Annotated in this window: 26 protein-coding genes; 16 read left to right on the plus strand and 10 right to left on the minus strand. The window is 43.2% G+C overall.

Translation table 11 applies throughout. The features are described 5' to 3' along the window. Positions 1 to 55: 55 nt before the first annotated feature. Complete coding sequence (locus CES81_RS09735) at positions 56 to 259, minus strand: hypothetical protein (RefSeq protein WP_225356376.1); 204 nt, start codon at positions 257 to 259, stop codon at positions 56 to 58. Between the two features lie 18 nt (positions 260 to 277). Beyond that, positions 278 to 1,234 carry a helix-turn-helix domain-containing protein gene (locus CES81_RS09740; RefSeq protein WP_089121604.1) on the minus strand — a complete coding sequence of 319 codons (957 nt, stop codon included), beginning with the start codon at positions 1,232 to 1,234 and terminating at the stop codon, positions 278 to 280. Between the two features lie 383 nt (positions 1,235 to 1,617). Between CES81_RS09740 and CES81_RS09745 the strand changes: the two genes are divergently transcribed. Next, positions 1,618 to 3,039 (plus strand): MFS transporter, encoded by a 1,422-nt coding sequence (locus CES81_RS09745; RefSeq protein WP_089121605.1) that lies wholly within the window; start codon positions 1,618 to 1,620, stop codon positions 3,037 to 3,039. A gap of 28 nt (positions 3,040 to 3,067) precedes the next feature. After that, positions 3,068 to 5,038, plus strand: coding sequence for a glycoside hydrolase family 127 protein (locus CES81_RS09750; protein WP_089121606.1), 1,971 nt, complete (start codon positions 3,068 to 3,070; stop codon positions 5,036 to 5,038). An 88-nt stretch (positions 5,039 to 5,126) separates the two neighbouring features. Here CES81_RS09750 and CES81_RS09755 read toward each other — a convergent pair whose 3' ends face one another. Beyond that, positions 5,127 to 5,651 (minus strand): helix-turn-helix domain-containing protein, encoded by a 525-nt coding sequence (locus CES81_RS09755; protein ID WP_089121607.1) that lies wholly within the window; start codon positions 5,649 to 5,651, stop codon positions 5,127 to 5,129. Positions 5,652 to 5,953: 302 nt separating this feature from the next. On the opposite strand from CES81_RS09755, the gene CES81_RS09760 reads away from it, so the two are divergent. The 4 genes from CES81_RS09760 (at position 5,954) to CES81_RS09775 (ending at position 7,182) form a co-directional block, all read left to right on the plus strand. Then, on the plus strand, positions 5,954 to 6,193 hold the full coding sequence (locus tag CES81_RS09760; protein WP_089121608.1) for a hypothetical protein: 240 nt from the start codon (positions 5,954 to 5,956) through the stop codon (positions 6,191 to 6,193). Positions 6,194 to 6,255: 62 nt separating this feature from the next. Next, positions 6,256 to 6,411 carry a hypothetical protein gene (locus CES81_RS13530; RefSeq protein ID WP_180949780.1) on the plus strand — a complete coding sequence of 52 codons (156 nt, stop codon included), beginning with the start codon at positions 6,256 to 6,258 and terminating at the stop codon, positions 6,409 to 6,411. 231 nt (positions 6,412 to 6,642) lie between these two features. Beyond that, complete coding sequence (locus CES81_RS09770; RefSeq protein ID WP_089121610.1) at positions 6,643 to 6,888, plus strand: hypothetical protein; 246 nt, start codon at positions 6,643 to 6,645, stop codon at positions 6,886 to 6,888. Positions 6,889 to 6,957: 69 nt separating this feature from the next. After that, entirely contained in the window at positions 6,958 to 7,182 is a 225-nt protein-coding gene (locus CES81_RS09775; RefSeq protein ID WP_089121611.1) for a hypothetical protein, read from the plus strand. A gap of 617 nt (positions 7,183 to 7,799) precedes the next feature. Here CES81_RS09775 and CES81_RS09785 read toward each other — a convergent pair. Further along, positions 7,800 to 8,372, minus strand: a complete 573-nt coding sequence (locus CES81_RS09785; RefSeq protein ID WP_089121613.1) for an NAD(P)H-binding protein — start codon at positions 8,370 to 8,372, stop codon at positions 7,800 to 7,802. 206 nt (positions 8,373 to 8,578) lie between these two features. Between CES81_RS09785 and CES81_RS09790 the strand changes: the two genes are divergently transcribed. The 5 genes from CES81_RS09790 (at position 8,579) to CES81_RS09810 (ending at position 12,784) form a co-directional block, all read left to right on the plus strand. Further along, positions 8,579 to 9,892: an NCS2 family permease gene (locus tag CES81_RS09790; protein ID WP_089121614.1), complete on the plus strand. Its 1,314-nt coding sequence runs from the start codon at positions 8,579 to 8,581 to the stop codon at positions 9,890 to 9,892. Positions 9,893 to 9,980: 88 nt separating this feature from the next. After that, positions 9,981 to 10,304, plus strand: coding sequence for a MazG nucleotide pyrophosphohydrolase domain-containing protein (locus CES81_RS09795; protein ID WP_089121615.1), 324 nt, complete (start codon positions 9,981 to 9,983; stop codon positions 10,302 to 10,304). A 90-nt stretch (positions 10,305 to 10,394) separates the two neighbouring features. Next, positions 10,395 to 10,922 (plus strand): QueT transporter family protein, encoded by a 528-nt coding sequence (locus tag CES81_RS09800; protein WP_089121616.1) that lies wholly within the window; start codon positions 10,395 to 10,397, stop codon positions 10,920 to 10,922. Positions 10,923 to 11,063: 141 nt separating this feature from the next. After that, a complete protein-coding gene (locus CES81_RS09805; RefSeq protein ID WP_089121617.1) occupies positions 11,064 to 12,122 on the plus strand; it encodes an ABC transporter permease in 1,059 nt (352 codons plus the stop codon). Between the two features lie 2 nt (positions 12,123 to 12,124). Next, entirely contained in the window at positions 12,125 to 12,784 is a 660-nt protein-coding gene (locus tag CES81_RS09810; RefSeq protein ID WP_089121618.1) for an ABC transporter ATP-binding protein, read from the plus strand. A 69-nt stretch (positions 12,785 to 12,853) separates the two neighbouring features. Here the strand turns inward: CES81_RS09810 and CES81_RS09815 are convergent, their stop codons facing one another. Then, entirely contained in the window at positions 12,854 to 13,228 is a 375-nt protein-coding gene (locus CES81_RS09815) for a pyridoxamine 5'-phosphate oxidase family protein (protein ID WP_089089404.1), read from the minus strand. A gap of 723 nt (positions 13,229 to 13,951) precedes the next feature. Beyond that, positions 13,952 to 15,406: a cardiolipin synthase gene (gene cls / locus CES81_RS09820; protein WP_089089403.1), complete on the minus strand. Its 1,455-nt coding sequence runs from the start codon at positions 15,404 to 15,406 to the stop codon at positions 13,952 to 13,954. Between the two features lie 90 nt (positions 15,407 to 15,496). Between cls and CES81_RS13535 the strand changes: the two genes are divergently transcribed. Continuing rightward, positions 15,497 to 15,652, plus strand: coding sequence for a hypothetical protein (locus CES81_RS13535; RefSeq protein WP_180949781.1), 156 nt, complete (start codon positions 15,497 to 15,499; stop codon positions 15,650 to 15,652). Between the two features lie 161 nt (positions 15,653 to 15,813). On the opposite strand, the gene CES81_RS09825 is transcribed toward CES81_RS13535, so the two are convergent. The 3 genes from CES81_RS09825 to CES81_RS13675 form a co-directional block, all read right to left on the minus strand. Further along, positions 15,814 to 16,920 (minus strand): hypothetical protein, encoded by a 1,107-nt coding sequence (locus tag CES81_RS09825; protein WP_225356377.1) that lies wholly within the window; start codon positions 16,918 to 16,920, stop codon positions 15,814 to 15,816. A 167-nt stretch (positions 16,921 to 17,087) separates the two neighbouring features. Beyond that, positions 17,088 to 17,936 (minus strand): DNA/RNA non-specific endonuclease, encoded by an 849-nt coding sequence (locus tag CES81_RS09830; RefSeq protein ID WP_089121619.1) that lies wholly within the window; start codon positions 17,934 to 17,936, stop codon positions 17,088 to 17,090. 291 nt (positions 17,937 to 18,227) lie between these two features. After that, the gene (locus tag CES81_RS13675; protein WP_225356378.1) at positions 18,228 to 18,452 is read right to left on the minus strand and encodes a hypothetical protein; all 225 of its coding nucleotides are present in this window, start codon (positions 18,450 to 18,452) and stop codon (positions 18,228 to 18,230) included. Positions 18,453 to 19,001: 549 nt separating this feature from the next. Between CES81_RS13675 and CES81_RS09840 the strand changes: the two genes are divergently transcribed. The 3 genes from CES81_RS09840 (at position 19,002) to CES81_RS09850 (ending at position 20,884) form a co-directional block, all read left to right on the plus strand. Then, positions 19,002 to 19,553 carry a hypothetical protein gene (locus CES81_RS09840; protein ID WP_089121620.1) on the plus strand — a complete coding sequence of 184 codons (552 nt, stop codon included), beginning with the start codon at positions 19,002 to 19,004 and terminating at the stop codon, positions 19,551 to 19,553. Positions 19,554 to 19,662: 109 nt separating this feature from the next. Then, positions 19,663 to 20,496 carry a phage integrase N-terminal SAM-like domain-containing protein gene (locus CES81_RS09845; protein ID WP_089121621.1) on the plus strand — a complete coding sequence of 278 codons (834 nt, stop codon included), beginning with the start codon at positions 19,663 to 19,665 and terminating at the stop codon, positions 20,494 to 20,496. 85 nt (positions 20,497 to 20,581) lie between these two features. Then, entirely contained in the window at positions 20,582 to 20,884 is a 303-nt protein-coding gene (locus CES81_RS09850) for a transposase (RefSeq protein ID WP_089121622.1), read from the plus strand. A gap of 125 nt (positions 20,885 to 21,009) precedes the next feature. Here the strand turns inward: CES81_RS09850 and CES81_RS09855 are convergent, their stop codons facing one another. Further along, positions 21,010 to 21,447 carry a GNAT family N-acetyltransferase gene (locus tag CES81_RS09855; RefSeq protein ID WP_225356379.1) on the minus strand — a complete coding sequence of 146 codons (438 nt, stop codon included), beginning with the start codon at positions 21,445 to 21,447 and terminating at the stop codon, positions 21,010 to 21,012. A 545-nt stretch (positions 21,448 to 21,992) separates the two neighbouring features. Here CES81_RS09855 and CES81_RS09860 point away from each other — a divergent pair. Beyond that, the gene (locus CES81_RS09860) at positions 21,993 to 23,207 is read left to right on the plus strand and encodes a D-alanyl-D-alanine carboxypeptidase family protein (RefSeq protein WP_089121624.1); all 1,215 of its coding nucleotides are present in this window, start codon (positions 21,993 to 21,995) and stop codon (positions 23,205 to 23,207) included. The last annotated feature ends 142 nt before the right edge of the window (positions 23,208 to 23,349 follow it).

Here is a 23,349-nt window from a genome sequence, read left to right on the forward strand (position 1 = left end):
ATTAAAAAAAGTGGCCCTCATAAGCAGTTTAGTAACTGCTTACGAGGGCCACTTTTTATCCTTTATGATGATTACCGCGCCTATCTAACGAAAAACTGGTGTAAATCAGCAGTAAAACTACCCCTGCTCCAAAAATCGTTGTTAGATTATTAGGAATTTGGTGCGATTTTACAGCCCAGGCAATCCAAATCAAAATAATTTGAAGCGCCCAAGAAACGATGGATTGACCCGCAAAGTGTTTTGTAAATAGATTCATCATGTATGCTTCCTTTCATTGTTACTCTGGAATGCTGCCATTCTCTGGAATATAGTCAATTGAATCTGCAATCCGCTTTGGTATTGGAATCTGTGGATCAACGTGCGGATTGTTTAAATGAATTAAGTTATAGGATTTTCGATACTCAGACGGTGAAAGTCCCATCTCGCTTTTAAACCGGCGCATGAAAACTTTCGGATCATTGAAATACGAGTTGTAAGCAATCTCCTTGATCGACATTTCGGTTCGAATCAGCAGCAGCGTAGCCACTTCGATTTTAATGTGGTTGAGATACTTTAACGTTGACATTCCCGTGCAACGTTTGAATAACCGAGTTAAGTAGTCCGGATTAAGATGAACTTTTTCGGCAATTTCAGCTACCGTCAGCGTATTTGAGATGTTAGCACGAATCCATTCTTTAACGTAATCAATTCGTGAACTTTCATCATCACTTAAATCAAAATGATGCCAATAAGAATTGTACAGTTGGATCAGCAAAGCTGACACCAGATAATCCCGTTCTTCAATGAAGGAAAGTTCATTGTGAATCGACAAAATTTGGTGAATTAAAATCGTAGTCTGCTCGTAGTCGACTAGCTTGAATTGCATTGGCAAATACAGCTGCTTATCAGTGTGGTCACTATCTTTATTTTGAATCTTTAAAAATAGCTCCTGCGCTTGGACATTCAGCATTTTTTCCTGCTGCTGCGAGAAAAAGTGAAGCCAATAAAAATCGACGTTAGATGAATTTTTGTAGCCAACCATTGTTGTAAACGGTGGGACAATCAGAATTTCGTTTTGATGTAACGTCAACCGGTCATTGCCAATCTGCAGATAAAGGGGATCCTTGATACAAAAAATAAGTTCGTAGTCTCCTTTGTGAAACATTTCTTTATGTTTCCAAGGACCATTGGCCTTAAATTCACCACCCTTGTAATATAAAAGCGTTTTTGACAAGGTAAATGTTGAAAATAGCACAATAAAAACCTCCTATCGTGTCAGTCGGAAATCGTCACCAAAAGTTTAAAACATATATCAATTCTAAAAGTCGGAAACTATCACTATTTGTCGAAAACAGTAATATGTAAACGCTTCAACCGCCATAAATTATACACAAAATTAAGTCTAAAATATTAGTTTAGTCGGATTTAGTAACTCTTTCTGCCATTATAGCCCTTTTTTGATTGTTTGAAAACGCTTACTATTTAATTGTGCACAGAAACTTAATCCGGATTTGAAAGAAGGTACCAAATTTGAAATCGTTTGCAATTGTGTTTTAGCGAGCATTTCAAAAGGGTTAGCAATTTTTAGGTTTATTTTTAAGTATCAAAGTACCACTATAAAATTTGGGGGTTTTAATTATGAGCGCAAATGCAAATCACGTTGATCCAAACGCCAACGCTGCCAGTGAGTTACTTAATAACGACCGGTTACCTTGGCACCGGAAAATAACTTATGGCTTTACCGATATGTCTGGGAACTTGCTTTACTGCATCATCAGTAGTTACATGCTGTATTTCTTCACTAACGTATTCGGCATCGGTGTTGGTACTGCTGGGGGACTGTTACTCCTAGGACGGTTCTTCGATGTAATTGGGGCACCCGTCATGGGGATCTTGGTTGACCACACCCACAGTAAATATGGTAAGAGCCGGCCATGGTTCCTATGGATGTCATTGCCATTTGCCGTCTTTGTTTGGTTACTGTTCACCACACCTGCTCTGAGCGGAACCGCAAAAATTCTCTATGCGGGTGTCATGTACATTTTAGCCGACTTGTCCTATACCGCTATGTCGACACCAATTACGTCAGTTTTACCTAACCTGACCTCTAATTCTGATGATCGGATGGCTGCCAACTCTATCCGGCTGGTTTTAGGTAACGTCGGTAACTTCTTCGCCGTTACTTTCATCATTCCATTTGCCGGCTTACTGGGTCATGGTAACGAGCAGCGCGGCTGGTCATTGGCCGTTGGTGTTTATGCCATCGTTGCCTTTATCCTACTGATTATCGCTTTCTTCGATATGCGTGAAAAAAACATTGAAGAAGAAAAAATCATTACAATCAGGGAAAGTTTGAAAGCCACTAAGGGAAACTGGCCATGGATTCTGATCGTATTGGCTAACTTAACTTACTGGACAGCCTTCATTGTCCGTAACTCAGCACTGCCATATTATTTCCAGTATAATTTAAACGACAAAGGTTTTATTTCATTCTTCAACGGCTTCTCCATTATCCAAGTCTTAGGGATGGCATCCGTACCGTTCTTCGCTAAATACTTACACAAATGGGGCACGACCGTCTTCATGCTTGGCTTAACAATGGTTGGTCAGATTTGGATGGGCTTCGCGGGTACTAACGTTACCTCAGCTTTGATTGGCTGGTGCCTCGCATGTATTGGTTCTGGTAGTGCCTGCACGATGTTCTTCGCCATGGTTGGTGATACCGTTGATTTTGGTGAATGGAAGACCGGCATCCGGGCTAACGGCTTCTTAACTGCCATTGGTGCTTCATTCTGTATTCAAATGGGTTCCGGCTTTGGTTCCTTCATCGCTTCAATGATCATGAAGGCCTTTGGCTTTACTGCTGCTCGTGCTCACCAGACAGCAGCAAGTTTAACTGGTATTCACGTTTCCTTTATCTGGGTTCCCGTAGCTATTTACGCCATTAGCTTGATTCTCATGGTCGTCTACCGTAAGTGGGAAAATCATGAACCAACTGTTAAAGCTGACTTAGCTAAACGAAACGCAGAAAAAGCCCAAACTGCTGAAAATGCTAACTAATTAAGAGAATTGAAAGGAAGGAATTACAATGCAAGTTTTTACAACGCCCAAATTAAAACACGTGGAAATCACCTCTGATTTTTGGAAACGTTATCGCGAACTCGTCGTTAAAGAGGTCTTACCTTACCAGTGGCAAGTGATGAATGATGAAGCTGATATTGCAATCGCGGAAGATCCGCAAAATAATGGTCAAGACAAGAACAGTCACGCTGTTGCCAACTTGAAAATTGCCGCCGGTAAAATGAAGGGCCACCATTATGGTTTCCCCTTCCAAGATACCGACGTCTATAAGTGGCTGGAAGCTGCCGCATATTCTTTCAGCTATCATCCGAATAAAGACTTAAAAAAGATTACCGATGAGCTAGTTGATCTGATCGCTGAAGCACAGGATGACGATGGCTACTTATCTACCTACTTTCAAATTGACGCGCCAGAGCGAAAGTTCAAACGCCTGCAGCAGTCTCATGAGCTTTACACCATGGGCCATTACATTGAAGCCGGCGTAGCCTACTATCAGGAAACCGGTAATCAAAAGGCCTTAGACATTGCCACCCGCATGGCTGATTGCATTGACCGCAACTTTGGCCTTGATGATGGCAAGATTTCTGGCTACGATGGTCACCCTGAAATTGAGCTCGCATTAGCTCGCTTATACGAAGTTACTCACACCAAAAAATATCTGGAATTAGCCCACTACTTTTTGAATCAGCGTGGTCAAGATCCAGCATTCTTTGAAAAACAGATCAAAGCAGACGGTGAAACGCCAGATCGTGACTTGATTCCGGGCATGCGCGCCTTCAAACGTGAATATTACTTGGCTGCACAGCCGATCAAGGATCAAAAAGTGCCCCATGGACACGCAGTCCGGGTTGTTTACCTGTGCACTGGGATGGCCTACGTTGCCCGTTACACACATGACCAAACCTTGCTTGATGCCTGCGACCGATTCTGGAACGATTTGGTCAAACGGCAAATGTACGTGACCGGAAATATCGGCCAAACCACCACTGGTGAAGCCGTCACTTACGATTACGATTTACCTAATGACACTGACTACGGTGAAACCTGCGCATCCGTTGGAATGTCGTTCTTCGCCCGGCAGATGCTTTCGATCCGGGCAAAGGGTGAATACGCTGACGTTCTGGAAAAGGAACTCTTTAACGGTGCTTTAAGCGGCATGGCGCTAGATGGTAAACATTTCTTCTACGTCAATCCACTGGAAGCAGATCCGGCAGCCAGCAAGGGTAATCCAGGTAAGTCTCACGTACTGACCCACCGGGCTGACTGGTTTGGCTGTGCCTGCTGCCCTGCTAACTTAGCACGGCTCATTACATCAGTTGATCAGTACCTTTACACGGTGACTGAGGATAACACGATTTTATCTCACCAGTTCATTTCTAATGATGCTCAGTTTGACGACGGTATCGAAATTAATCAAAGTAACGGCTTCCCATGGAATGGCGATATCCACTATGAGATTAAAAATCCTAATGGCCAAACCTTTAAATTAGGTCTCCGAATTCCGAGCTGGTCGGCTGACTTTGGCTTAGAAGTCAATAGCAAGGCTGCTACCCAACCAGTCAAAGATGGGTTTATCTACTTTGATATTACTGAAAAGTCGACAACGATTGATCTTTCATTGGATATGCGCGTGAAGTTCATGCGGGCAAACAACCGTGCCAGTGCTGACTTCGGTAAGGTTGCGGTTCAGCGCGGCCCAATTGTTTACGCTGCTGAACAAGCCGATAATCCAGCCCCACTTTGGACGTATGAAGTGGACACCAAGACAAAGCCAAGCAGCGCTTATGAGGATAAACTGCTAAACGGTGTTGAAGTGGTTAAAGTCAACGCAGACCAAGTTCAACTTGATAGCGATGATGGTCCTCTGTATACGGAAGAGTCAGACCAATCCACCCAGTCAACTGAGCTGACCTTAGTGCCCTATTATGCATGGGCTAACCGTGAAAATGGCCAAATGCGCGTTTGGTTAAATAAGTAAATCAGTTAATTAATGACAAGAAGCCTCCCGCAACAGATTTGTTTCGGGAGGCTTCTTTAAGTTGTTTAGCCGCTAATGAAACGACCAACTAGTTCACTCTATAAACGTGTGTCTGCGGTGCAAAAAAATTGTCGGATACAATAATGCCAGTACCCCAAAGACTAATCAGTATCACTACCGCACAAACTAAGTAGATTGTCTTATAAAGACTGTTATAGCGACTGTTTCGCCACATCACGTATACTGGTAGTAGTATCCCGACCGGTGGGACAATTGCCGAAATGAGAGCTAACATGACTAAAATCAAACCTTCATCGCGATTTTGAAATAGATTTCGATTCACTTTTTTTAACTGTTTTGGCTTCTCATGGATCTCGATATTATTTACGCCAATCTTAGCCTTCATCTCATCATTATCCTTTAAAAGACTATCGACAGACACATCGTACAACTGACTTAAAAAGACTAAGTTATCAATATCGGGGTAGCCACGGTCGTTTTCCCACTTTGAAAATGATTGCCTCGAAATGTGCATAATGGTTGCGGCATCATTTTGCGATAATCCAGAACTTTTTCGTGCCTCACGCAAGCGTGCCCCTAAAGTTTCCTGCATAACATACCTCCACGTTGTCTGCTACATTAATTAACCATTTGATAATAACATATAGCAGTATTACTCAAAGCCTTTATAGGTATTCATTTGTTTAAAATGAACACCTGTCGTCCAAGGCTACTTCTAGTTTACATGTCGTTAAGTAAACGCCACGTTTCTATTCAAGGCGCTACTCTAGCGTTATATTAGATTTACGCTCATGTAGATGAGTAGCTTCACCAATTTTAGAAGAATTGCTATGCTATTGCATTCTTCTAAGGCGGGGGGAAAGAAAAAAGAAATAAAATAGCGGAGGACTAGCGATGAAATCTAGAAAACCTTCAAAAGTGTTCATTAAGCCTTACGATAAATGGAACCGGCGTCTTGATTCTCTGGCGGCGATTGGTTTGGTTCTAATATTTATTACCTTTTTTTATCATCCACTTTGGCTGACAGTCCTAACCTCAATCAGTTTTTTTGTAAATATTTTAGCTTATTTAGGTTTACTTGTACTCAATGCTCGTAAAAAAAGAAAACTCTCTAAGAAGAACCATGATAGATGACCATAAGGAGTAAGAAGCGCTTAAAACAATATCAAAACGGAATTAATGAATGGGGAGTAGAAATGCAAAAAATGTTATCTAACATTATTTTTTGTCTAGGAATATTATTACTAGGGTTCGGACTCAATTACACGCTGACGACCAAAGCGATTGGTGGTTTGTTAATTTTAGTGGCAATTATTTTAGATCCTAAAGTCTGGCGGCATATTAAACAATAACTATAATGACACGCAGCTATATAAAATTGAGGTGCTTTTTGATATTGCTTATCATTTTTACAGCGTAAACCCTACGTAAACTCGTGTAACTTAAGCGTTCCTCGCGCGTCCTAGTAATAAAATGTAACCTCAATTTCAGGCGGTTGCGTCATTCAAAAATGGTGAATTTTTGAAATGCGTCACTAGACGTTCATCAAAGTTAAAAACTAATAAAATAGTGGAGGAACATCGATGAGACCTATAAAACCTTCAAAAGTGTTTATTGAACCTTACAACGAATGGAATCAACGATTTAAACCTTTGGGGACTATTTCATTAATTCTAGTAATCGTTACGGTTTTCTACCACCCACTGTGGTTGGCGATTCTAACATCTGTAATTACTATTGCAAACATATCGATTGATATAGGCTTAATTGTACTTAATGCTCGTAAAAAAGGAAAACTATCTAAAATGAACCATGATAGATGTCTTTAAGGAGTAAGAAGCGTTCTGACAGCATCGTTGGGCGTTTTTTTGAACGAAAATCAGAATAGAGGTACATCAATGAAACCTGCAAAACCTTCACAAGTATTTATTAAACCTTATGATGACTGGAATCGGCGCCTTAGACCGTTAGACACAATTACTTTTATTTTATTAATCGGTACCATTTTCTATCATCCACTTTGGCTAGCACTTTTAACGTCTATAATCGCTGTTACAGACGCCTTTGCTTCTATAGGCTTAATTGTACTCAATGCTCGTAAAAAAGGAAACTATCTAAGATGAACCATGACCGATGATTTAAGTGGAAATAAGAAGCGGCTTGAGGAGTCATTTAACTCCCGCCGTTGGTGTAGCACTACTTCTGCCCACTTAGCAGCTCATTCCAACCATATTACCAACAAATAATGACGGGAAAAGCAACCATCACGTCCTAAAAAGCACATATTTTCCAATTTAAAGGTGGCAATTATAAATCATGGTCATATCAATAAAACGGATTTTAATCCTACTAATCAGTTTGCTGGTAGCAACTGGGGCTACACTCTTTTTAGATGTAACCATTTATGTTAAGGCAATACTATGCCTGCTATTTTCAATTTTGAACTTCATTTTACTTAAGAATCTGCTGCAAACAAAGCATCTTCTCCACTTGTTAATAGAGGATAGCCGTAAAACTGTACCTACTTGGCTAGAGTTACTTGCTGGACTATTCGTTGTCATTTGGTCGCTGCAAGTGGCTCCAGATCTTACACTCATAGAGAACCTTGTTTGGATTCCAACCAATGCTATTTGTGGCTTCAGTACACTTTATGTGATTTATAAGTTAATTAAACTGGTGCATTAACGCTGGCTTGAAAAGGCTCCCGAAACATTCTGTTTCGGGAGCCTTTTTAATGACGCTATTTTCCTACCACTGCAATCGATTGATTAACATGAGTCCCATTTTGAATCTCCTCAACCACTACCTGCGCAAACGCTGCAACGCTAACCGGTTTTACTGGAACCGGCTGTCCTTCATTAATGAGTTGGACCTCAGCAGATCCAACTTGATCATCGATAATCGGCCGTAAGACGGTGTACGGCATCTCAGCCTCATCCACAATTTTAATGCCATAACGTTGCTGTTTGAGAAACTCTTTAACATCGGTAATCCCGGAATATGTAAGCGGGCCATCAACTTCTTGATCAATACCCGCAACCGAGCGCATCACGGTTCTGACGGTTTGCTGCTGCTTTCGAAGTGCGGTGAAGACGGCTTCTAACTTCCAATCAACATCCATTCCAACGAAATCGGAGTAGATGACGTCCACTCCTTTAACTGCTTCCATATAAGAAGCTGCTTTACGGGCATCGACGTAAAAATCAGCGCTTTTATCAACTTCAGAAAAGCCGACCACTTCCAGCCCAGTCAGCTGTTTAGCCACCAACTGCGCCACTGGCTGATCGATGCCTAAAATTAAACACTTTGTCATATCTCTAACCTCATTTCGTTAGTTTCCGTAATTACTTTACACTATATTCCAACTATTTTCTTCAGCAAATTCCGAACATTTGTTTTTTAAAATAAATATTATTCGTATATTGCAAACGATATAAAATAATGTTACTATAATATCTGGTTTCTTTAAATGAAACACGAACATTATAGCAATTATTTTAGATAAGGGAGTTAATTCTTATGGGCCAAAAAATCGCGTCATACTTTCAGTTCGATGAGTTAGGGACATCATATAAGAAGGAATTCCTAGCAGGTTTAACCACCTTTATTTCGATGGTCTACATTCTTTTCGTTAACCCCAACGTTTTAGGGGTTTCTGGCATGGACAAGGGGGCTGTCTTCACGGCTACCGCCTTAGCCAGTGCTTTTGGCTGTTTCTTGATGGGAATCGTTGCGCGCTACCCCATTGCCATTTCCGCTAGTTTAGGGATCAACGCTTTCTTCTCCTATACCGTTGTTTTAGGAATGAAAATTCCTTGGCAAACAGCTTTAGCTGGTGTGTTCGTTGCTTCTATCTTATTCATGATTTTAACCGCGTTTAAAATTCGTGAGATGGTGGTTGACGCCATTCCTCGTGATCTAAAGATGGCCATTAGTGCCGGTATTGGGTTATTCATCGCCTTCATCGGTTTAAGTGATGGCGGCTTAGTCACTGCTAACAAATCAACGATTGTTGGTCTGGGCTCACTGCACGTTGGTTCTACTTGGTTAACCATTATCGGGTTGATTATCACCATTATTTTGATGAGTGCCAAGGTTCCCGGTGCCATTTTTATCGGTATGGTCATTAACGTAATCATCGGACTAGCAACTGGTTTGATTCACGCTCCTACCCAATGGGTCTCCGGTGTACCAAGCTTACATTCCACTTTTGGTGTTGCGCTGATGAACGTCGGTCACATTAATACCCTGCAGTTAGCCGTGGTCGTACTAACGTTCTTGCTGGTCACCTTCTTTGATACCACTGGAACGCTGGTTGGTTTAACCGAACAAGCCGGCATCGTTAAGGACAACAAGATTCCACGTATTGGCCGCGCTTTGGCAGCCGATTCCACCACCATGGTCGTTGGTTCGCTGCTAGGAACTTCACCAATGGGTGCCTTCGTTGAATCATCAGCCGGTATTGCGGTTGGCGGCCGTTCCGGATTCACCGCTGTGGTCGTAGGGATCTTCTTCCTGTTAGGCTCATTCTTCTCGCCACTGCTGACCGTGATCACTAGTCAGGTCACTGCTCCTGCTTTGATTATCGTTGGGACGTTAATGGCGCAATCTTTGAAGAACATTCACTGGGAAAAGTTTGAAGTTGCCGCCCCTGCCTTTTTAATCCTAGTTGGGATGCCGCTAACCTACAGTATTTCTGATGGGATTGCTTTAGGCTTCATTACTTATCCGCTATCAATGATTGCGGCTAAGCGCGGTAAAGAAGTTAGTCCAATTATGTATGGTTTAGCCGTTGTCTTCGTCATCTTCCTCTGGATTTTGCAAGCTGGCTAATGTGGTACAATTCAATTATTAGAATAAAACGGCGGTTCCCTTTGGTGGGGACGCCGTTTTAAATTTCCTGGGAAATGAGGCAATTTTTGTGACTATTCAAGAACACCAAGCATGGGTCAAACAGTTTTACGAAAGCCGTAACTGGTACCGGTTCAATCCCCTGATTCGGATGAACTTTTTAACTGAAGAAATGGGTGAACTCACTCAGGTTGTTCGTACCATAGAACTAGGTCGTGATCACCCTGGCGAACATAAGGCTACTGCGGAGGAACTACGCAACCACCTCAAGGAAGAGTTGTGCGATGTTTTTGACCAAACACTAATTCTCTGCAGTCAATACGATTTAGATCCTGAGGAAATTTTTCAGTATGGCGAAAACAAGTTAAAACGGCGATTTGATTCTGAAATCTAACTTGAAATCAGACGGTAAATACGGTAATGTATACCACTGTTGTGTAAACAGCACGCATTCAAATATTTCAAAACGGAGGAAGAATTTACAATGAATTCTAAGACAACTCACTTCGGCATCAACTCGGTGGCAGATATCGCCAAGGTTGCCGTTATCGCTGCACTCTATGTCGTTATTACGACGGTCTTGGCAGCCTTTAGTTTTGGCGCTGTCCAGGTACGTCTGGCAGAAATGCTTAACTTATTGGCGATTTACAATAAGCGCTACGTGATCGCCGTTCCACTGGGCGTTGCCATTTCTAATCTGGCTTCACCCAACGGTATCATCGACGTTATCTGGGGCAGCTTATCCACTTTTGTCACCATGCTGGTGCTTTACTACGTCGCTAAGCATATTCGCAACTTCTACGGCAAATTGGTGGCTGGCGTTTTAATCGTCACCTTTTCAATGTTTACCATCGCACTGGAACTAGCCTGGATCGGGAACGCGGCTTTTTGGCCCACTTTCTGGATGGACTGGGGCACGATTGCCATTGGTGAATTTATCTCACTGACGGTTGGCGCAATTCTGCTCGTACTGATGGGTTTTCGAATTGATTTAAATAAATTATTTAATTAGCTTACGTTTGTCATTTTAAAAAGTACCCGTTTATCACCGTTAAATCAGTGATAGACGGGTATTTTAGTTGCAGTAAAATATAAAATGACTTATGGTTACATCAGCAAGAAAGTGCATCTGTACAGTAAGGAGAGAAGCGCTATGTTTCTAGCTCTTAAAGAAATTAAAAAAGAAAAATTCCGCTCGGGTCTGATCATCGCCATGATTGTGCTGATCAGCTACCTGATTTTTATCCTCACCAGTCTCGCATTGGGGATGGCCCGCGAAAACACCGACGCAATCAACTCCTGGGGTGTCGCCAAGATCACCTTGAGTTCTAACGCTAACGTCGACATGCGTCAATCCTTCTTAACTCAGAAACAGGCCGGCACGCTGAGCAAAAATGAGGCTTACCTGGGTGAGACCCCCGTTGTGGCTGAAGCTAAGGGTCATCAGCAGCAATCCGCCTTCTTTGTCGGCCTGAAAAGTACTCAGTTTATTGCCAAAAAAATCAAGCTGGAAAGTGGTCACCGGGTTCGCCATTCCCATGAAGTTGTCGTTGATGATGCTTTAAAATTAAAGGGCTATCAGCTTGGCGATTCGTTTAAATTAAACGATGACAAAACTAAGTTCACCATTGTCGGTTTTACTAAACGTGCAAAGCTCAACGTCACCCCAGTAATTTACGGTCAACTGGGGACGTGGCGCGCGCTGCGGGGGATTAAAATGGGGCCCGTAACGAGCGTTGTAGCTTCTAAAACCAATCAGTACCAGTCTCACCAAGATGGCACCAAAACCTATACGCGTCAGCAAATTATCAATAAGCTTCCGGGTTATCAGGCACAAATTTTAACTTTCGTTCTCATGATCGGTTTCTTAATGGTTATTTCGATGATCATTATCGCCGTCTTTTTGTACATTTTAACCCTGCAAAAGCTGCCAAATTACGCAGTGCTTCGCGCCCAGGGCATTCCTAGCAAAGTACTGGTTGGTGCCACGATCAGCCAGTCGTTTCTGCTGGTCGCCAGTGGCTTGATCATCGGCACGGTCCTGACCGCCGTCACTGGTTTGGTCATCCCGGCACAGGTCCCAATGGCGTTTAATATCCCGCTTTTAGCCGTGGTTGGCTTAGTAATCCTGGTAATGGCTTTGATTGGCAGCTTGATCCCCGTTAAAACGGTTTTGAATGTTGATCCCGTTTCAGTGATGGGAGGCGAATGACAATGAGTGCTTTTTCCGTTAAAAACGTTAACCAGATTTTCGGTTCGGGTACGGCCAAAGTACACGTTTTACACGATGTGAATTTTGAAGCCGAATCCGGCACCTTAAGTTTGATCATGGGGCCATCCGGTTCGGGTAAGACCACCTTTTTGACCATTATCGGCGGCCTGCTGACACCGACTAGCGGCACCGTTACCGTCAATGGAATTGACTATAATCAGCGATCCAAAAAACAGCGTGATGCACTCCGGTTAGAGGCTATCGGCTTTGTGCTGCAGGCCTATCACTTATTGCCCTATTTAACCGTTGCTGACCAGTTCACCTTAGTGGATAAGGTCAAGCCCAAGGGAAATCTAACCAAGGCAGAACTTAATCAAGTGCTTGAAACACTGGGTATTAGAAGCCTGCTTCATAAGTATCCCAGCGAACTCTCCAGTGGTCAGCAGCAACGGGTGGCCATTGCCCGCGCCCTCTACCCAAATCCGGCGATCATCTTGGCAGACGAACCCACTGCCGCTTTAGATGGCCCACGGGTCAAAGTTGTTGGCAGTCTGCTGAAAAGTTTGGCTACTGATCATCATAAAGCAGTGGTGGTCGTTACTCACGACTCCCGCCTGATTGAATTTACGGATCATTTATACGAGATGCAAGAGGCGTACTGACCAAGCAAACCATCATAAAAGCGTAATTTAAAGGACTCACACAAGCTTTCAGTGTGAGTCCTTTGTCTTTTACAATAATTGTTTAGCTGACGTCGGTGTAATTTCTAACACTTTACGAATAAACGGATACTTTGCTTTAACCTGTTCAAATTCCTGACCGTTATCAACAAACTTGGCAGTACCTGTTAAGCGAAAGCCAGTACCTTGATAACCGTCACGTCCTTCAACTTCGCGCGCACCAGCCGTGAATAAGACTTGGTCGTTTTGTGCCAAATCCTGTTCAGCATGGGTAAAGCCGGCTGCTGGAATTAAAATCCGCTCGTCATCCGTTACGGTGAGATACGAGTTCCAAGTATTCGTAATGTGCGGTTCTGCTGGGGTCCAAGTAACAACAGAAACCACCCCTTCATAGTTTAAAACGTCACGAAATTTTTGGGTTAGCATGTTTATTCCTTCTTTATATTATGACTTATTCCAATAATATATGATTAACGCTTGGCCGTCAATGATTTAACCTTGATTGCTACATAGCCGAAACGTGCTCCGGTAAGCAGATAGCTGCATATAAAGCCACCCCAGCATAAATCCCAGGCCCATGGATTTATGCCACATTGCTGAAACGTGCTCCGGCAGACAGATAGCTGCATGTAAGGCCACCCACCACAAATCCCAGACCCATGGATTTATGGTGGGTGGCCTTACACTCCGCTATCTAACCGTCTGCCTCCGCACTCTGCACTAAAAAAAGCCACCCCCCAACATCGTTATCAGGAAGTGACTTCTGTATCTAAACCGGCCGCAAACTTCACGACCCTTTCGTACCTGTAGAAGGTTATCGACCAACAAATGGTAAATCTTGGATCTTAACCGTTGGGGTTCGTACTCTTGTCGGCTCGAGGGATACCATCGAATACCGATTCCATCTCCTGTTATTCGATGCCTCAATTCATACTTCAGCAAGCCTAACAAGGAAACAGTCTACTACCCGTTTGATTCTACTTTCGGCTCTATTGGTCTAGTGTCACTAAATACTGAGCCTTTGTTGCTTCACAGCAACGATACTACTTTCAAAACTAATTGGTCTTATCTAACCTTCCAACATTATAATAACTGATTTTGTAACCGATTACAAGAAAAATGTTTGGCTTTTTTGAAGCTTAAATTCCATTACAGAATTGGTGATAATAACCGGCAGAAACTCTGCTTAAATCGCAAATACCACGACTGCTTATCAAACGCTTCGGCCGTCATCAAACGACTCAAACGCTGGTCTTGTTCAAACAAATCGGCTAGCCGCACCGCCAGTTTCTCATCGTAAAGAAAGGCATTTACTTCAAAGTTCAACTTAAAACTGCGGCAGTCCATATTAGCTGAACCCACCGATGCCAGCCGGTCGTCCACAACCATCGTTTTAGCATGCATGAACCCGCGCTCATAATAGTAAATTTTGACGCCATCCTTAGCAAACTCATGGGCATAATACTGTGTTGCGCGATAAACAAAGGGGTGGTCGGGCATTTTAGGGATCATAATTCGGACGTCGACCCCTGCCATGACAGCGATCCGAATCGCATCCATCACACTATCATCCGGAATCAGATAGGGGGTTTGAATCCAAACCCGCCGTTTAGCGGACTGAATCAAGCGGATATAGCCCATCTTGATCTGCTGCAAATCTGAATCCGGTCCACTGCTGACAATTTGCATGTTGGTTTCGCCCTTCACATGAGTTAACGGGAAATAGCGGTTCTCAACGTGATCAGCTGGCAATAAGCTCTGGGAAGCCGTAGCGTTCCAATCCAAAATAAACCTGCCCTGCAAGCCAAAGACTGCCGAACCCGTGATCCTTAAATGCGTGTCGCGCCAATAACCAAACTTTTTACTTCGACTAAGGTACTGATCACCAATGTTAAACCCGCCGACGTAGCCCACTTTTCCATCAATCACCACGATCTTTCGGTGATCGCGAAAATTCAACCGAAAATCCATAATGGCTGAACGAGCCAAGAAGGGCTCAGCGTAACCACCAGCTTTTAATAACGGTTTAAAGAAGGACCGAAACGCCCCGATTGAGCCAAAGGGATCATAAATGACGCGGACCTCAACACCAGACTGGGCTTTACGAACCAGCAGGTCGCGAATCTGTTTACCGATCCGGTCGTTTTTAAAGGCGTAAAATTCTATATGTACACTGCTTTGGGCCCGTTCAATATCTTCAATCATTTCGTGGAATAACTGCTGGCCGTCCGGAATAATACGCACCCGATTTTTCCGTGCTAAAAAGGCGTGGTTAGCCGTCTGAAACATGGTCACTAGCGACTTAACTGAATTAGAGACTAAATCGGCCGGTAAATCTTCGTTACCCAGTTCCTGACGCTGTTGTGCCAGTAGTTCATCCAGCTGCAGCTGCACGTCACTTTTGACCTTAAACAGTTTATTTTTCGGTAACTGCCGACCCAAAAAGGCGTAGATCAAAAACCCAACTACTGGCAGTAAAAAGAGTACCAACAGCCAGGCCCAAATTGCAGCAATATCGCGTCGCTGCCTAAAGATAATAATAATTGCTAATATAACGTTGATGAGATAAACACCCTCACCAATCATCGTCAAGGTAATATTCATAGAATTCTCCCTCTTAGCCGTTCAATTATGCTATTATGAGGAAAATTATAGCACAAGTAACATTGCTAGTTCCTAGAAAGGAAGTTTCAAATGTTTTCTACAATTGTTCCGGCAATCTACGGCATTCATGGCTTAGGCACCATTCGTATTTTTCACTGGTTATTCCGTGAAAATCCAGTGATTGGCTTTGGCTTCTTACTGGCCATCATTCTCTATGGTGTTTACCGCTATAATAACCGCCGTTAAAAACACAACGTGAAAATGGTTTTTGTTACCGCTCCACAATTCATAGCCACTTAACGTCCAAAAGCGTCCTCCCGATGCATGATCAAGACCATCGGAAGGACGCTTTTTGGTGTTAATTCTGAAACCTACCACACGATGCCACAGCTTCACCCTTTTACCCGCTAATAAACGGTGGTTGAAACCAGGACTTCTGGACTATGGTTAGTTAGTAAATAACCGTGGCCGCTGCCATCAAAGGTAAGGCCTTCAGTTTCTCGCTTTGGCGTTAACTCAGACCAATCAAAAGATTGATTAGTCACTGAACCGCGACCCTTTAGCTGTTTAGCTGGAAAGCTAGCAACGGAATCATCAGAAACTAAGTATAGGCGTCCACGCTTAGGGTTATAACCCATACTTTGAACGTGTGTCCCAGGCAGATGCTTAAATACTTGGTCCGTTCTCCTGAAAGCAACGTGGTGGGCAGAAATCTTACCCTTATAAACATTGACGCCATTGCCTGGATTACTCCAGAAATAGGCGTTGCCATGTTTATCAAAAGCTAGTGAATGACCGCCGTGAATGTATCCGTGCGAAACTAAGGGAAACTTAACAGCCCAATTCGGTTTTAACGTTTTCGTGCTGATATGTTGAATATACCCGCCTGTTAAAGGCTGTACAGCGCCCTTAGCCAAATTATCCCGCCACATATAAAGACCATGATTCTTCGAATTATAGGCTAACGACTGACCGTGCCCCGTTTCAAATAATCCGCCGGCTTTAATTGCCTTTTGAAGATTTTTTTGTTTGGCTGAGTATTTACCATGATGCTTGACGTACACCGACTGCAGCAATTTGGGATCCTTGTTTACTCCCAGTGTCTTCAACCGCTTCATATTAAAACGCACGACTCGGCCACGATTCCTCGTACTGGTTGGGCAATAAACGACGTACATATAGCCGCTCTTTGACACCGCTATGGATTGCGGATTGCCCCAATGTTCATGTCCTTTACCGGGATATGGCAGTAAGTACCGGGTCTTAAAGGTAACTTTTTTGCCTCGAACTGACTTCATCTGATTGGTTTTATGCGATTTTCTCATGTGAGTAAACCGTTTGACTACTTTAACGTATTTAACCTTCGAGTTATTGAGTACCCTCATTCTTGATGGGTGATTAATGAGTCCTGTAGAATGTTGGTGATATACCTTAACCGAGGCATTGGCAACCAACGATTGTCCCAAAATAAAACAGGTCATTAAACTAACGACCCCTAAAATAAACCGTTTCAAGTTAATCCTCCTAAATTAATTATATTTTATAAGTAATTTTCAAGCACACATTTTATAATAAGACAAAATACCTGGTAAGCTCAATCAATTCTTAAGATTTTTTGAAAAAATCCGGCATTCATTAAACATTCCCTAAAAGGTGTTCATTTTTTCTCCAAGCCATTTCTTTAAGAAGCATTAGACACCGTTGAGCGGCCAGTTGCATAATCGATTTTAGCTCCCGGCTGAATATTAAAGATGTAAACGTTAAACCGGATCGCATTGCTGCCAATTGACTGGGCCTGCATTTGCACACCGCGAGCTAATAGCTCATTATTCCGGAAAATTGGCGTGACGCGGTACCTCACATCATTCGCCGGATTTAGTTTGAGATACGTGGCCACCTGGGTTTCGTAATCTTCCATGCCGGGTGAATTCAGCGATCGGGTACCGGTCATTAAATTTTTAGCGTTGTTATTTTGACCAGTAAATTGGTAACCGATCAAGTGGCTGCGGTTATAAAGCCAGTCCGTTTTCCCCTGATATGTAAATCGCTTATTGTGCCAGCCGGTGGGATCAATGTATAGCGGTTCCCGTTGCGAATGGGGCATCAATGACTTTGATAACAGGGCATCAGCACCAGTGACCCGGTTATATTCGTCTAGATTGTGGTACGCCTGCCAAGGACCCTTTGAAGTACTAAGATCCGCTTTAGTAAAGGTCGGCACCCCGTTATTAACCTTTACGACCTGTTGTCCGCGATAGTTTAATGCCGCCAGTTGAGCCGTACTATCAGCCTTAGTCTGACCATCGGCGTGCGGCTGATTCGTCGATTCGTTAGATTGGTGACCCTTGAAAGACTGAATGACCGAACTGGCCCTTTTTTGAAGTGTGGTCTGACTACTTGCGGAATTCGCTGGCGCTGAATTGGAATGACTGCCGCTCCCCGTTGCTGAAATTCCCGCAATAATGGCTACTGCAATGACTAGCCAGGTAAAAAATGAATTACTGTTACGTTTCCGTCGCCGTCTTGGCATTTTGATTAATACCTCCCATTGTCTACTAGTCTTAGTTTATCAATAAACATACGTTCGGTCTAGTTAGTAGTGAAAATAAAGCGGTCATCATCTCAGCTAGCCGCTAAAAAATAACCAAATAGCGACTGGTTTTCCCTTCACTGGAAATCAGTCGCTACTTGGTTATTCGGCTGGAACCTGAGTTATGGTGCGAATTTAGGTTATATATCGTCTAGCCTAGCAGTTGCGCGATGCCACAATTGCCTAATGAAAGACAGCTTATTCTTATCAGTTTGACCCAATCTGACGGGATCAATCATTCATTTCCTTAACATTAAAATACTGCTGTTCGGCTTGCCGGCGCAGTTTAACTGCTTCATCAAAAGAGCGGGTAGCTTGGTTTAAAACGTAGCGGCCATGGTACATTAACCGGGCAATATAAGTCCCCGATTTTTTATCAAACGAAACGCCAATAACACCGGTATGATTTCGCTTGGAACGAATCAGTGACGAGTAGCCGATGCCATTTTTATCCACTAATGCCCCACCCTGTGCATTAATAAAATTTTCATTATGACAGGCATTCTGACGGGAGACTTCTCGTCTTAGACAGCCGCAGCTACGGGTGATTCCCTTTCTAAGGGCATAACCTTCAACAACTACCTGCTTACCGCAATCACATAGACATTCCCAACAAACGTTACCGTTTCGTGCCACCGTTTTTGCCCGTTTTTTGGACGACTAGCCGTCCAAATCGCTGACCCGTTAAATCAATACAGTGACTCATTAAAGATCCTTCCCTTCGTTCAAATAAATCCTCCAAGGTCATTATCACAGATGATTAATGCGGTTAACCATCTACCACTCCTAAAAAAACTTCCCCCAATTTATGCCCTTATTATACAATATGTTGTTCACACTTTGTTTCTCACTTTTTTCTAATTTTTCAAAAAAATTGGTAATTATTTTCTGTCATGCTACCGCGATACCTGACATGCAATGATTTTCTTAACTCTCTCCCAAATACTTGCGTTATTACGCCATGCACTGCTATACTCGATTCACATAATAATGAGGTGATTAGTAATGAAAAGATCCCGGACAAAAGTAATCTTACTGAGTCTCGTCGCAGTTCTAGCCATTTTTCTAACGGCTTGCGGCAGCAAATCTTCTAATAATAAATCCAATCAGCAGGCTAGTTTTAAAAACGAACCCGCAACGACTAAACACACGGACGTTAAGTCAACCGTTCTATCAGGAGACGGGTTCTGGTATCTAGCGGGTAAAATTAACCATAAGAGCAACTCCGGTATCGAAGCAGTGGCTTTCGATAAACATACTGGTAAAGCAACCATGTACAACGTCGATAAGTTCTACAAGTCTTACAGCGCGGCTAAAAAAGCAAACGCGCTGAACAAGGAAGGTACCGTTAAGTACACCTTTACGAAAGACAAAAAGAATCAAACGCTGATTAAACTGGCCGGTAAATTATCCGGCGTCGAGATGACTCAAACCGTCACGGTCAAGGATACAACGAAGGGGACTAATAAGGCGACTAAGCTGCATCTCAGCGGCTACCATGCTGTTCGTGATGTTGATATGGATAAAACGAACATTGTGTTTGTGGAAACAACTTAGCTTAATTAAATAGTCATTAATTTTAAAACCTGCGCTGCGGCGAACTCATCGTCACAGCGCAGGTTTTAACGTATAATAAACTTAAACATGATTCAAAGGAGATGGTGGCTTGTCACATTCGAATGCTTATCCGTACCAGGAAATTTTCGAACGTTACCTTAACCGGCAAGAACTCGCCCAGCCTACCATTGCCGAGTACCGTTCCGTTCTCACTGACCTGTTTAACTTTTTAAGCAACTTTAACGCTGGGTATCAAGCTGATCACCGGGTGAAAACACTGCTGGATCGCGACGTTGAACAATACTTGGCTATGCTGGTCAATCAGCGTCAGGTGACTAACGGCACGTACAATAAAATGCTGTCCCACATTAATATTTACTTCAAATACCTCTTTACCCATGACTTGATCACCCACTATCCGACACTGACGCTAAAGGGGAAGTCCCACGATGATTTAAAGGCGCCAACTACTAAATGGCTGCACCTGATGCCGGCCATTTTGGCTAATCAGCAGCTAGCAGTCTATACGCGGCTCACGTTACTGCTTTCCCGTCGCTTTTATACGGTCACAGAATTTTTGACACCTGGCTTTTACCAGCAATTAGACACCAAGTCCTTCAATCCAAGTGAACAAACTTTCTGGCAGGACTATCAGCAGTTCATCCGCCCGCTTCAGGAACGTCAGCACAGCCAGGACTTGTTTTTAAAACAGCGGTTAGCTGGCGATCCTCACCTCACCGCAGCGGGACTGCACAAGTATTTAAAACCCGATGAAAAATTGCTGGGGTTTGCACTGACACCCACCCGGTTATATCAAAGCGCCATTCTCGACTTTTTACTGCGGCACCCTCATCTAAGTGACCAGCAGCTCAGTGAAAAACTCCGCTTGGATCCGCAATCACTGACTTATTATCGCCAACTGGCAATGCAGTATCGCGGCTAGGCCTTAACACCCTAAAATTTTTAGTCCTTACCCCTGTATTTTAGGAAACTTTACGGTATGATAAGGGCAAAAGGAGTGTGGTTTTATGGCAAAGAAAACGGTTACGATTGATTTCGCAAAACTGGCTGGAGAACGGGCTGAATTCATCAAGGAAAACCCTTGGCTGATTCCTGCCGGTCTGGCCATTCAAATGATCCCACTGGCAATGCTGATTCATGGTCATGTCAAAAAGAATATTTACAAAAAGAAACTCCAAATCGAACGTGAAAAAACCAAGCAATTAGAACTTCAATATCAAAATGATCATCCGCACGGTCACCATCGCCACCACTCTCACCGCAATGGCGGCTACCACAACTTTGACCCAACGGCGCCACAACAACTGTAAATTGATCTTAACTCAGCCATCAAAAAGCGACGGCTTTCCCGTGAAGGAAACCGTCGCTTTTTGATGGTTTTCAAATCGTGTCATGCGTCCCTAGTACCCCAAACTCCCGCGAAGGCGCTTAACGTTTACTGCTTATTTGCCACCCGGTCGCTGACATCAATCAGTGTGTAGTTAGCAGGTACCGCGATCCGGTCTTCACGCCTAATGGCAAAGCCTTCACCGGCATAAAATTTTAGTGCGGCTTCATTATTAATCACACATTTCAGCGTCAAAGAACCGATTGCTTCCTGCCGCATGCGTTCAATTAATGCGTGGCCCACGCCTTGATGACGAAACTCCGGTGCCACGAATAGCAAATGAATAAAATCCAGCACCCGTATCAGGCTGGCAAAGCCCGCGATCTGACCGTTTACTTCGGCCACAAAGAGGGCCTCACCGCTTGAATCATGGTCAAAATCTGCGAGGTTCGGTTTAGCCACCCACGGGAAATAGAGTTCACGGTCACGCAAATAAATGGCCGCCACTGCTTGACGATCACTTGGTTTCATTGGTCTTACTTTCACTCAGGTCTCTGCCCCCCTCATATTTTACAAGCAAAATTATAGCATTAATCATTAAAAGCCGGTAGGTAAAGCAAATTCAAAATACATCAGAATTTACTTATTATTTTAATTAAATAATTTTAATTATACGATAGTATTTTTACTTTTTACAACAACATTGTCTTAAATTGGTTGAAAATACACGCATTTTGGATTATAGTATCGTCATACCAAATAACCTAATAACCAATCTATATTCTTTTGATAACCACAGCTATTATGGTTTAATTGAATATTCTCAGAAGACGACCGCCCCAATAGACGGTCGTTTTTTATGGGTCTTTAAATTTAATAAGATATTCTCTATGGTAATAATTAAATATTACTATTTTATATTATAAAGCAGCTATTGTCGTCGTTTATGCCAATCTTTGCTATAATTTAACTCTTTCTGCAATTATTTTCTGCTATACTAGTCTCAGTTTTTGTGTCACGGAGGTGTAACGGTTATTTTAAATACTCACACAAAACAGCGTGTCTCACGCCTACTGATCACGCTAGCTTGCTTGCTGCTGACGCTTGCACCATCAAGTCCAAGCTTCGCGAAAAGTAAAAAAAACGCCCAAGTTTCAGATTATACAAAAGTTAAGTCGGCTTACGTTATGGATGCTAAGAGTGGCCAAACGCTTTACGAAAACCACCCTGATAAGCAGTTACCCATCGCCAGCCTTTCTAAGATGATGACCCTTTACTTAACTACCCAAGCCATCAAGCACCACCAACTTAATTGGAACGACAAGGTTCCGGTTAATAAACAACTGATCAAAATGAGTAAAAGCTACAGCTTAGGCTCCTTCAAAATTAAACATTCCAAGCAGTACACTGTCAAAGACCTCTATAAGGCCGCCTTAATTGCATCCTCTAATTCAGCCGCCATCGCCCTTGGTCAAGCGGTTACCAAGGGAGACAACGCTAAGTTTATCGCCATGATGAATCACCAGGCGAAGGCTTGGGGGATCAACGCCCACTTTGTCAGCAGCTCTGGTTTGGACAACACCGATTTGAAACACTACGGCTACCGTCTTGACGGCACTTCTGCAAAGGCGCAAAACTTAGTCAGCGCTAAGGCCATTAGCATCATTGCCCAGCACCTGATCAAAGCCTACCCGCAAATTAGTCAGTGGAGCAATAAAGCAACTTATAAGTTGGGTAAGCAAACGCTGAACAATGCTAATTCTATGCTGAAACCGGGTTTTTACTACCGTGCCAGCAATCATTTAACCGGCCTAAAAACCGGCTATACTGAAACTGCCGGCTTATGTTTGACGGTCACGTACTGGCGCAACGGCCGTGAGCTCATCGCCACTATTATTGGCAGTCAAAGTACCTTTTCGGCGATGAACGGCCTGATCACACACTTGGATAAAACGGTGCAAAGTAAGGCCGTTAGCGAGTCACCGAAAACCTATAACATCAAAGGCCGCCAGGTAACGGTCAACCCCGCTGAAAAACGGACCCGCGTCTGGTACCGTAACGGTCAGGATCCAAAGAAGATTCAGGTGACAAACAAACTGACCGCTGACCGTCTGCCCGTCAAAAAGGGCCAACCTGTCACCACCACGAGTTTTACGCATACCGGCTTACCGACTGCAACAACACAATCCGGGACCGCTGCTGAAACGGTGGCAAAACCAGCCAAAAAACATACCCAGTCTGGCGGTATAAACTGGTTTAGCCGGCTTTTTGCCGGTATTGGCCGGACTTTTTCCCAAATTTTCTAATGCTCGTTTAGCCCTTTAACCAAATTGATCAACACCTTCAGAGGCTGTGACATAAGTCTCTTAATTCAAAAGCAGGTAGTTAAAATCCTCGGATTTTTAACTACCTGCTTTTTTGATATAATGACAGAAAAAAAGAGTATCG

Source organism: Secundilactobacillus pentosiphilus (genome assembly GCF_002217985.1).
GTDB lineage: Bacteria > Bacillota > Bacilli > Lactobacillales > Lactobacillaceae > Secundilactobacillus > Secundilactobacillus pentosiphilus.

Coding starts and splice junctions, on each gene's coding strand:
- CES81_RS13530 (WP_180949780.1), top strand. CDS start 6,256: ATGCAAAAAATGTTATCTAACATTATTTTTTGTCTAGGAATATTATTA.
- CES81_RS09775 (WP_089121611.1), top strand. CDS start 6,958: ATGAAACCTGCAAAACCTTCACAAGTATTTATTAAACCTTATGATGAC.
- CES81_RS09755 (WP_089121607.1), bottom strand. CDS start 5,651: ATGCAGGAAACTTTAGGGGCACGCTTGCGTGAGGCACGAAAAAGTTCT.
- cls (WP_089089403.1), bottom strand. CDS start 15,406: ATGAATATTACCTTGACGATGATTGGTGAGGGTGTTTATCTCATCAAC.
- CES81_RS09790 (WP_089121614.1), top strand. CDS start 8,579: ATGGGCCAAAAAATCGCGTCATACTTTCAGTTCGATGAGTTAGGGACA.
- CES81_RS09850 (WP_089121622.1), top strand. CDS start 20,582: ATGGCAAAGAAAACGGTTACGATTGATTTCGCAAAACTGGCTGGAGAA.
- CES81_RS09770 (WP_089121610.1), top strand. CDS start 6,643: ATGAGACCTATAAAACCTTCAAAAGTGTTTATTGAACCTTACAACGAA.
- CES81_RS09805 (WP_089121617.1), top strand. CDS start 11,064: ATGTTTCTAGCTCTTAAAGAAATTAAAAAAGAAAAATTCCGCTCGGGT.
- CES81_RS09785 (WP_089121613.1), bottom strand. CDS start 8,372: ATGACAAAGTGTTTAATTTTAGGCATCGATCAGCCAGTGGCGCAGTTG.
- CES81_RS13535 (WP_180949781.1), top strand. CDS start 15,497: ATGTTTTCTACAATTGTTCCGGCAATCTACGGCATTCATGGCTTAGGC.
- CES81_RS09735 (WP_225356376.1), bottom strand. CDS start 259: ATGATGAATCTATTTACAAAACACTTTGCGGGTCAATCCATCGTTTCT.
- CES81_RS09840 (WP_089121620.1), top strand. CDS start 19,002: ATGAAAAGATCCCGGACAAAAGTAATCTTACTGAGTCTCGTCGCAGTT.
- CES81_RS09760 (WP_089121608.1), top strand. CDS start 5,954: ATGAAATCTAGAAAACCTTCAAAAGTGTTCATTAAGCCTTACGATAAA.
- CES81_RS09830 (WP_089121619.1), bottom strand. CDS start 17,936: ATGCCAAGACGGCGACGGAAACGTAACAGTAATTCATTTTTTACCTGG.
- CES81_RS09750 (WP_089121606.1), top strand. CDS start 3,068: ATGCAAGTTTTTACAACGCCCAAATTAAAACACGTGGAAATCACCTCT.
- CES81_RS09815 (WP_089089404.1), bottom strand. CDS start 13,228: ATGCTAACCCAAAAATTTCGTGACGTTTTAAACTATGAAGGGGTGGTT.
- CES81_RS09800 (WP_089121616.1), top strand. CDS start 10,395: ATGAATTCTAAGACAACTCACTTCGGCATCAACTCGGTGGCAGATATC.
- CES81_RS09810 (WP_089121618.1), top strand. CDS start 12,125: ATGAGTGCTTTTTCCGTTAAAAACGTTAACCAGATTTTCGGTTCGGGT.
- CES81_RS09745 (WP_089121605.1), top strand. CDS start 1,618: ATGAGCGCAAATGCAAATCACGTTGATCCAAACGCCAACGCTGCCAGT.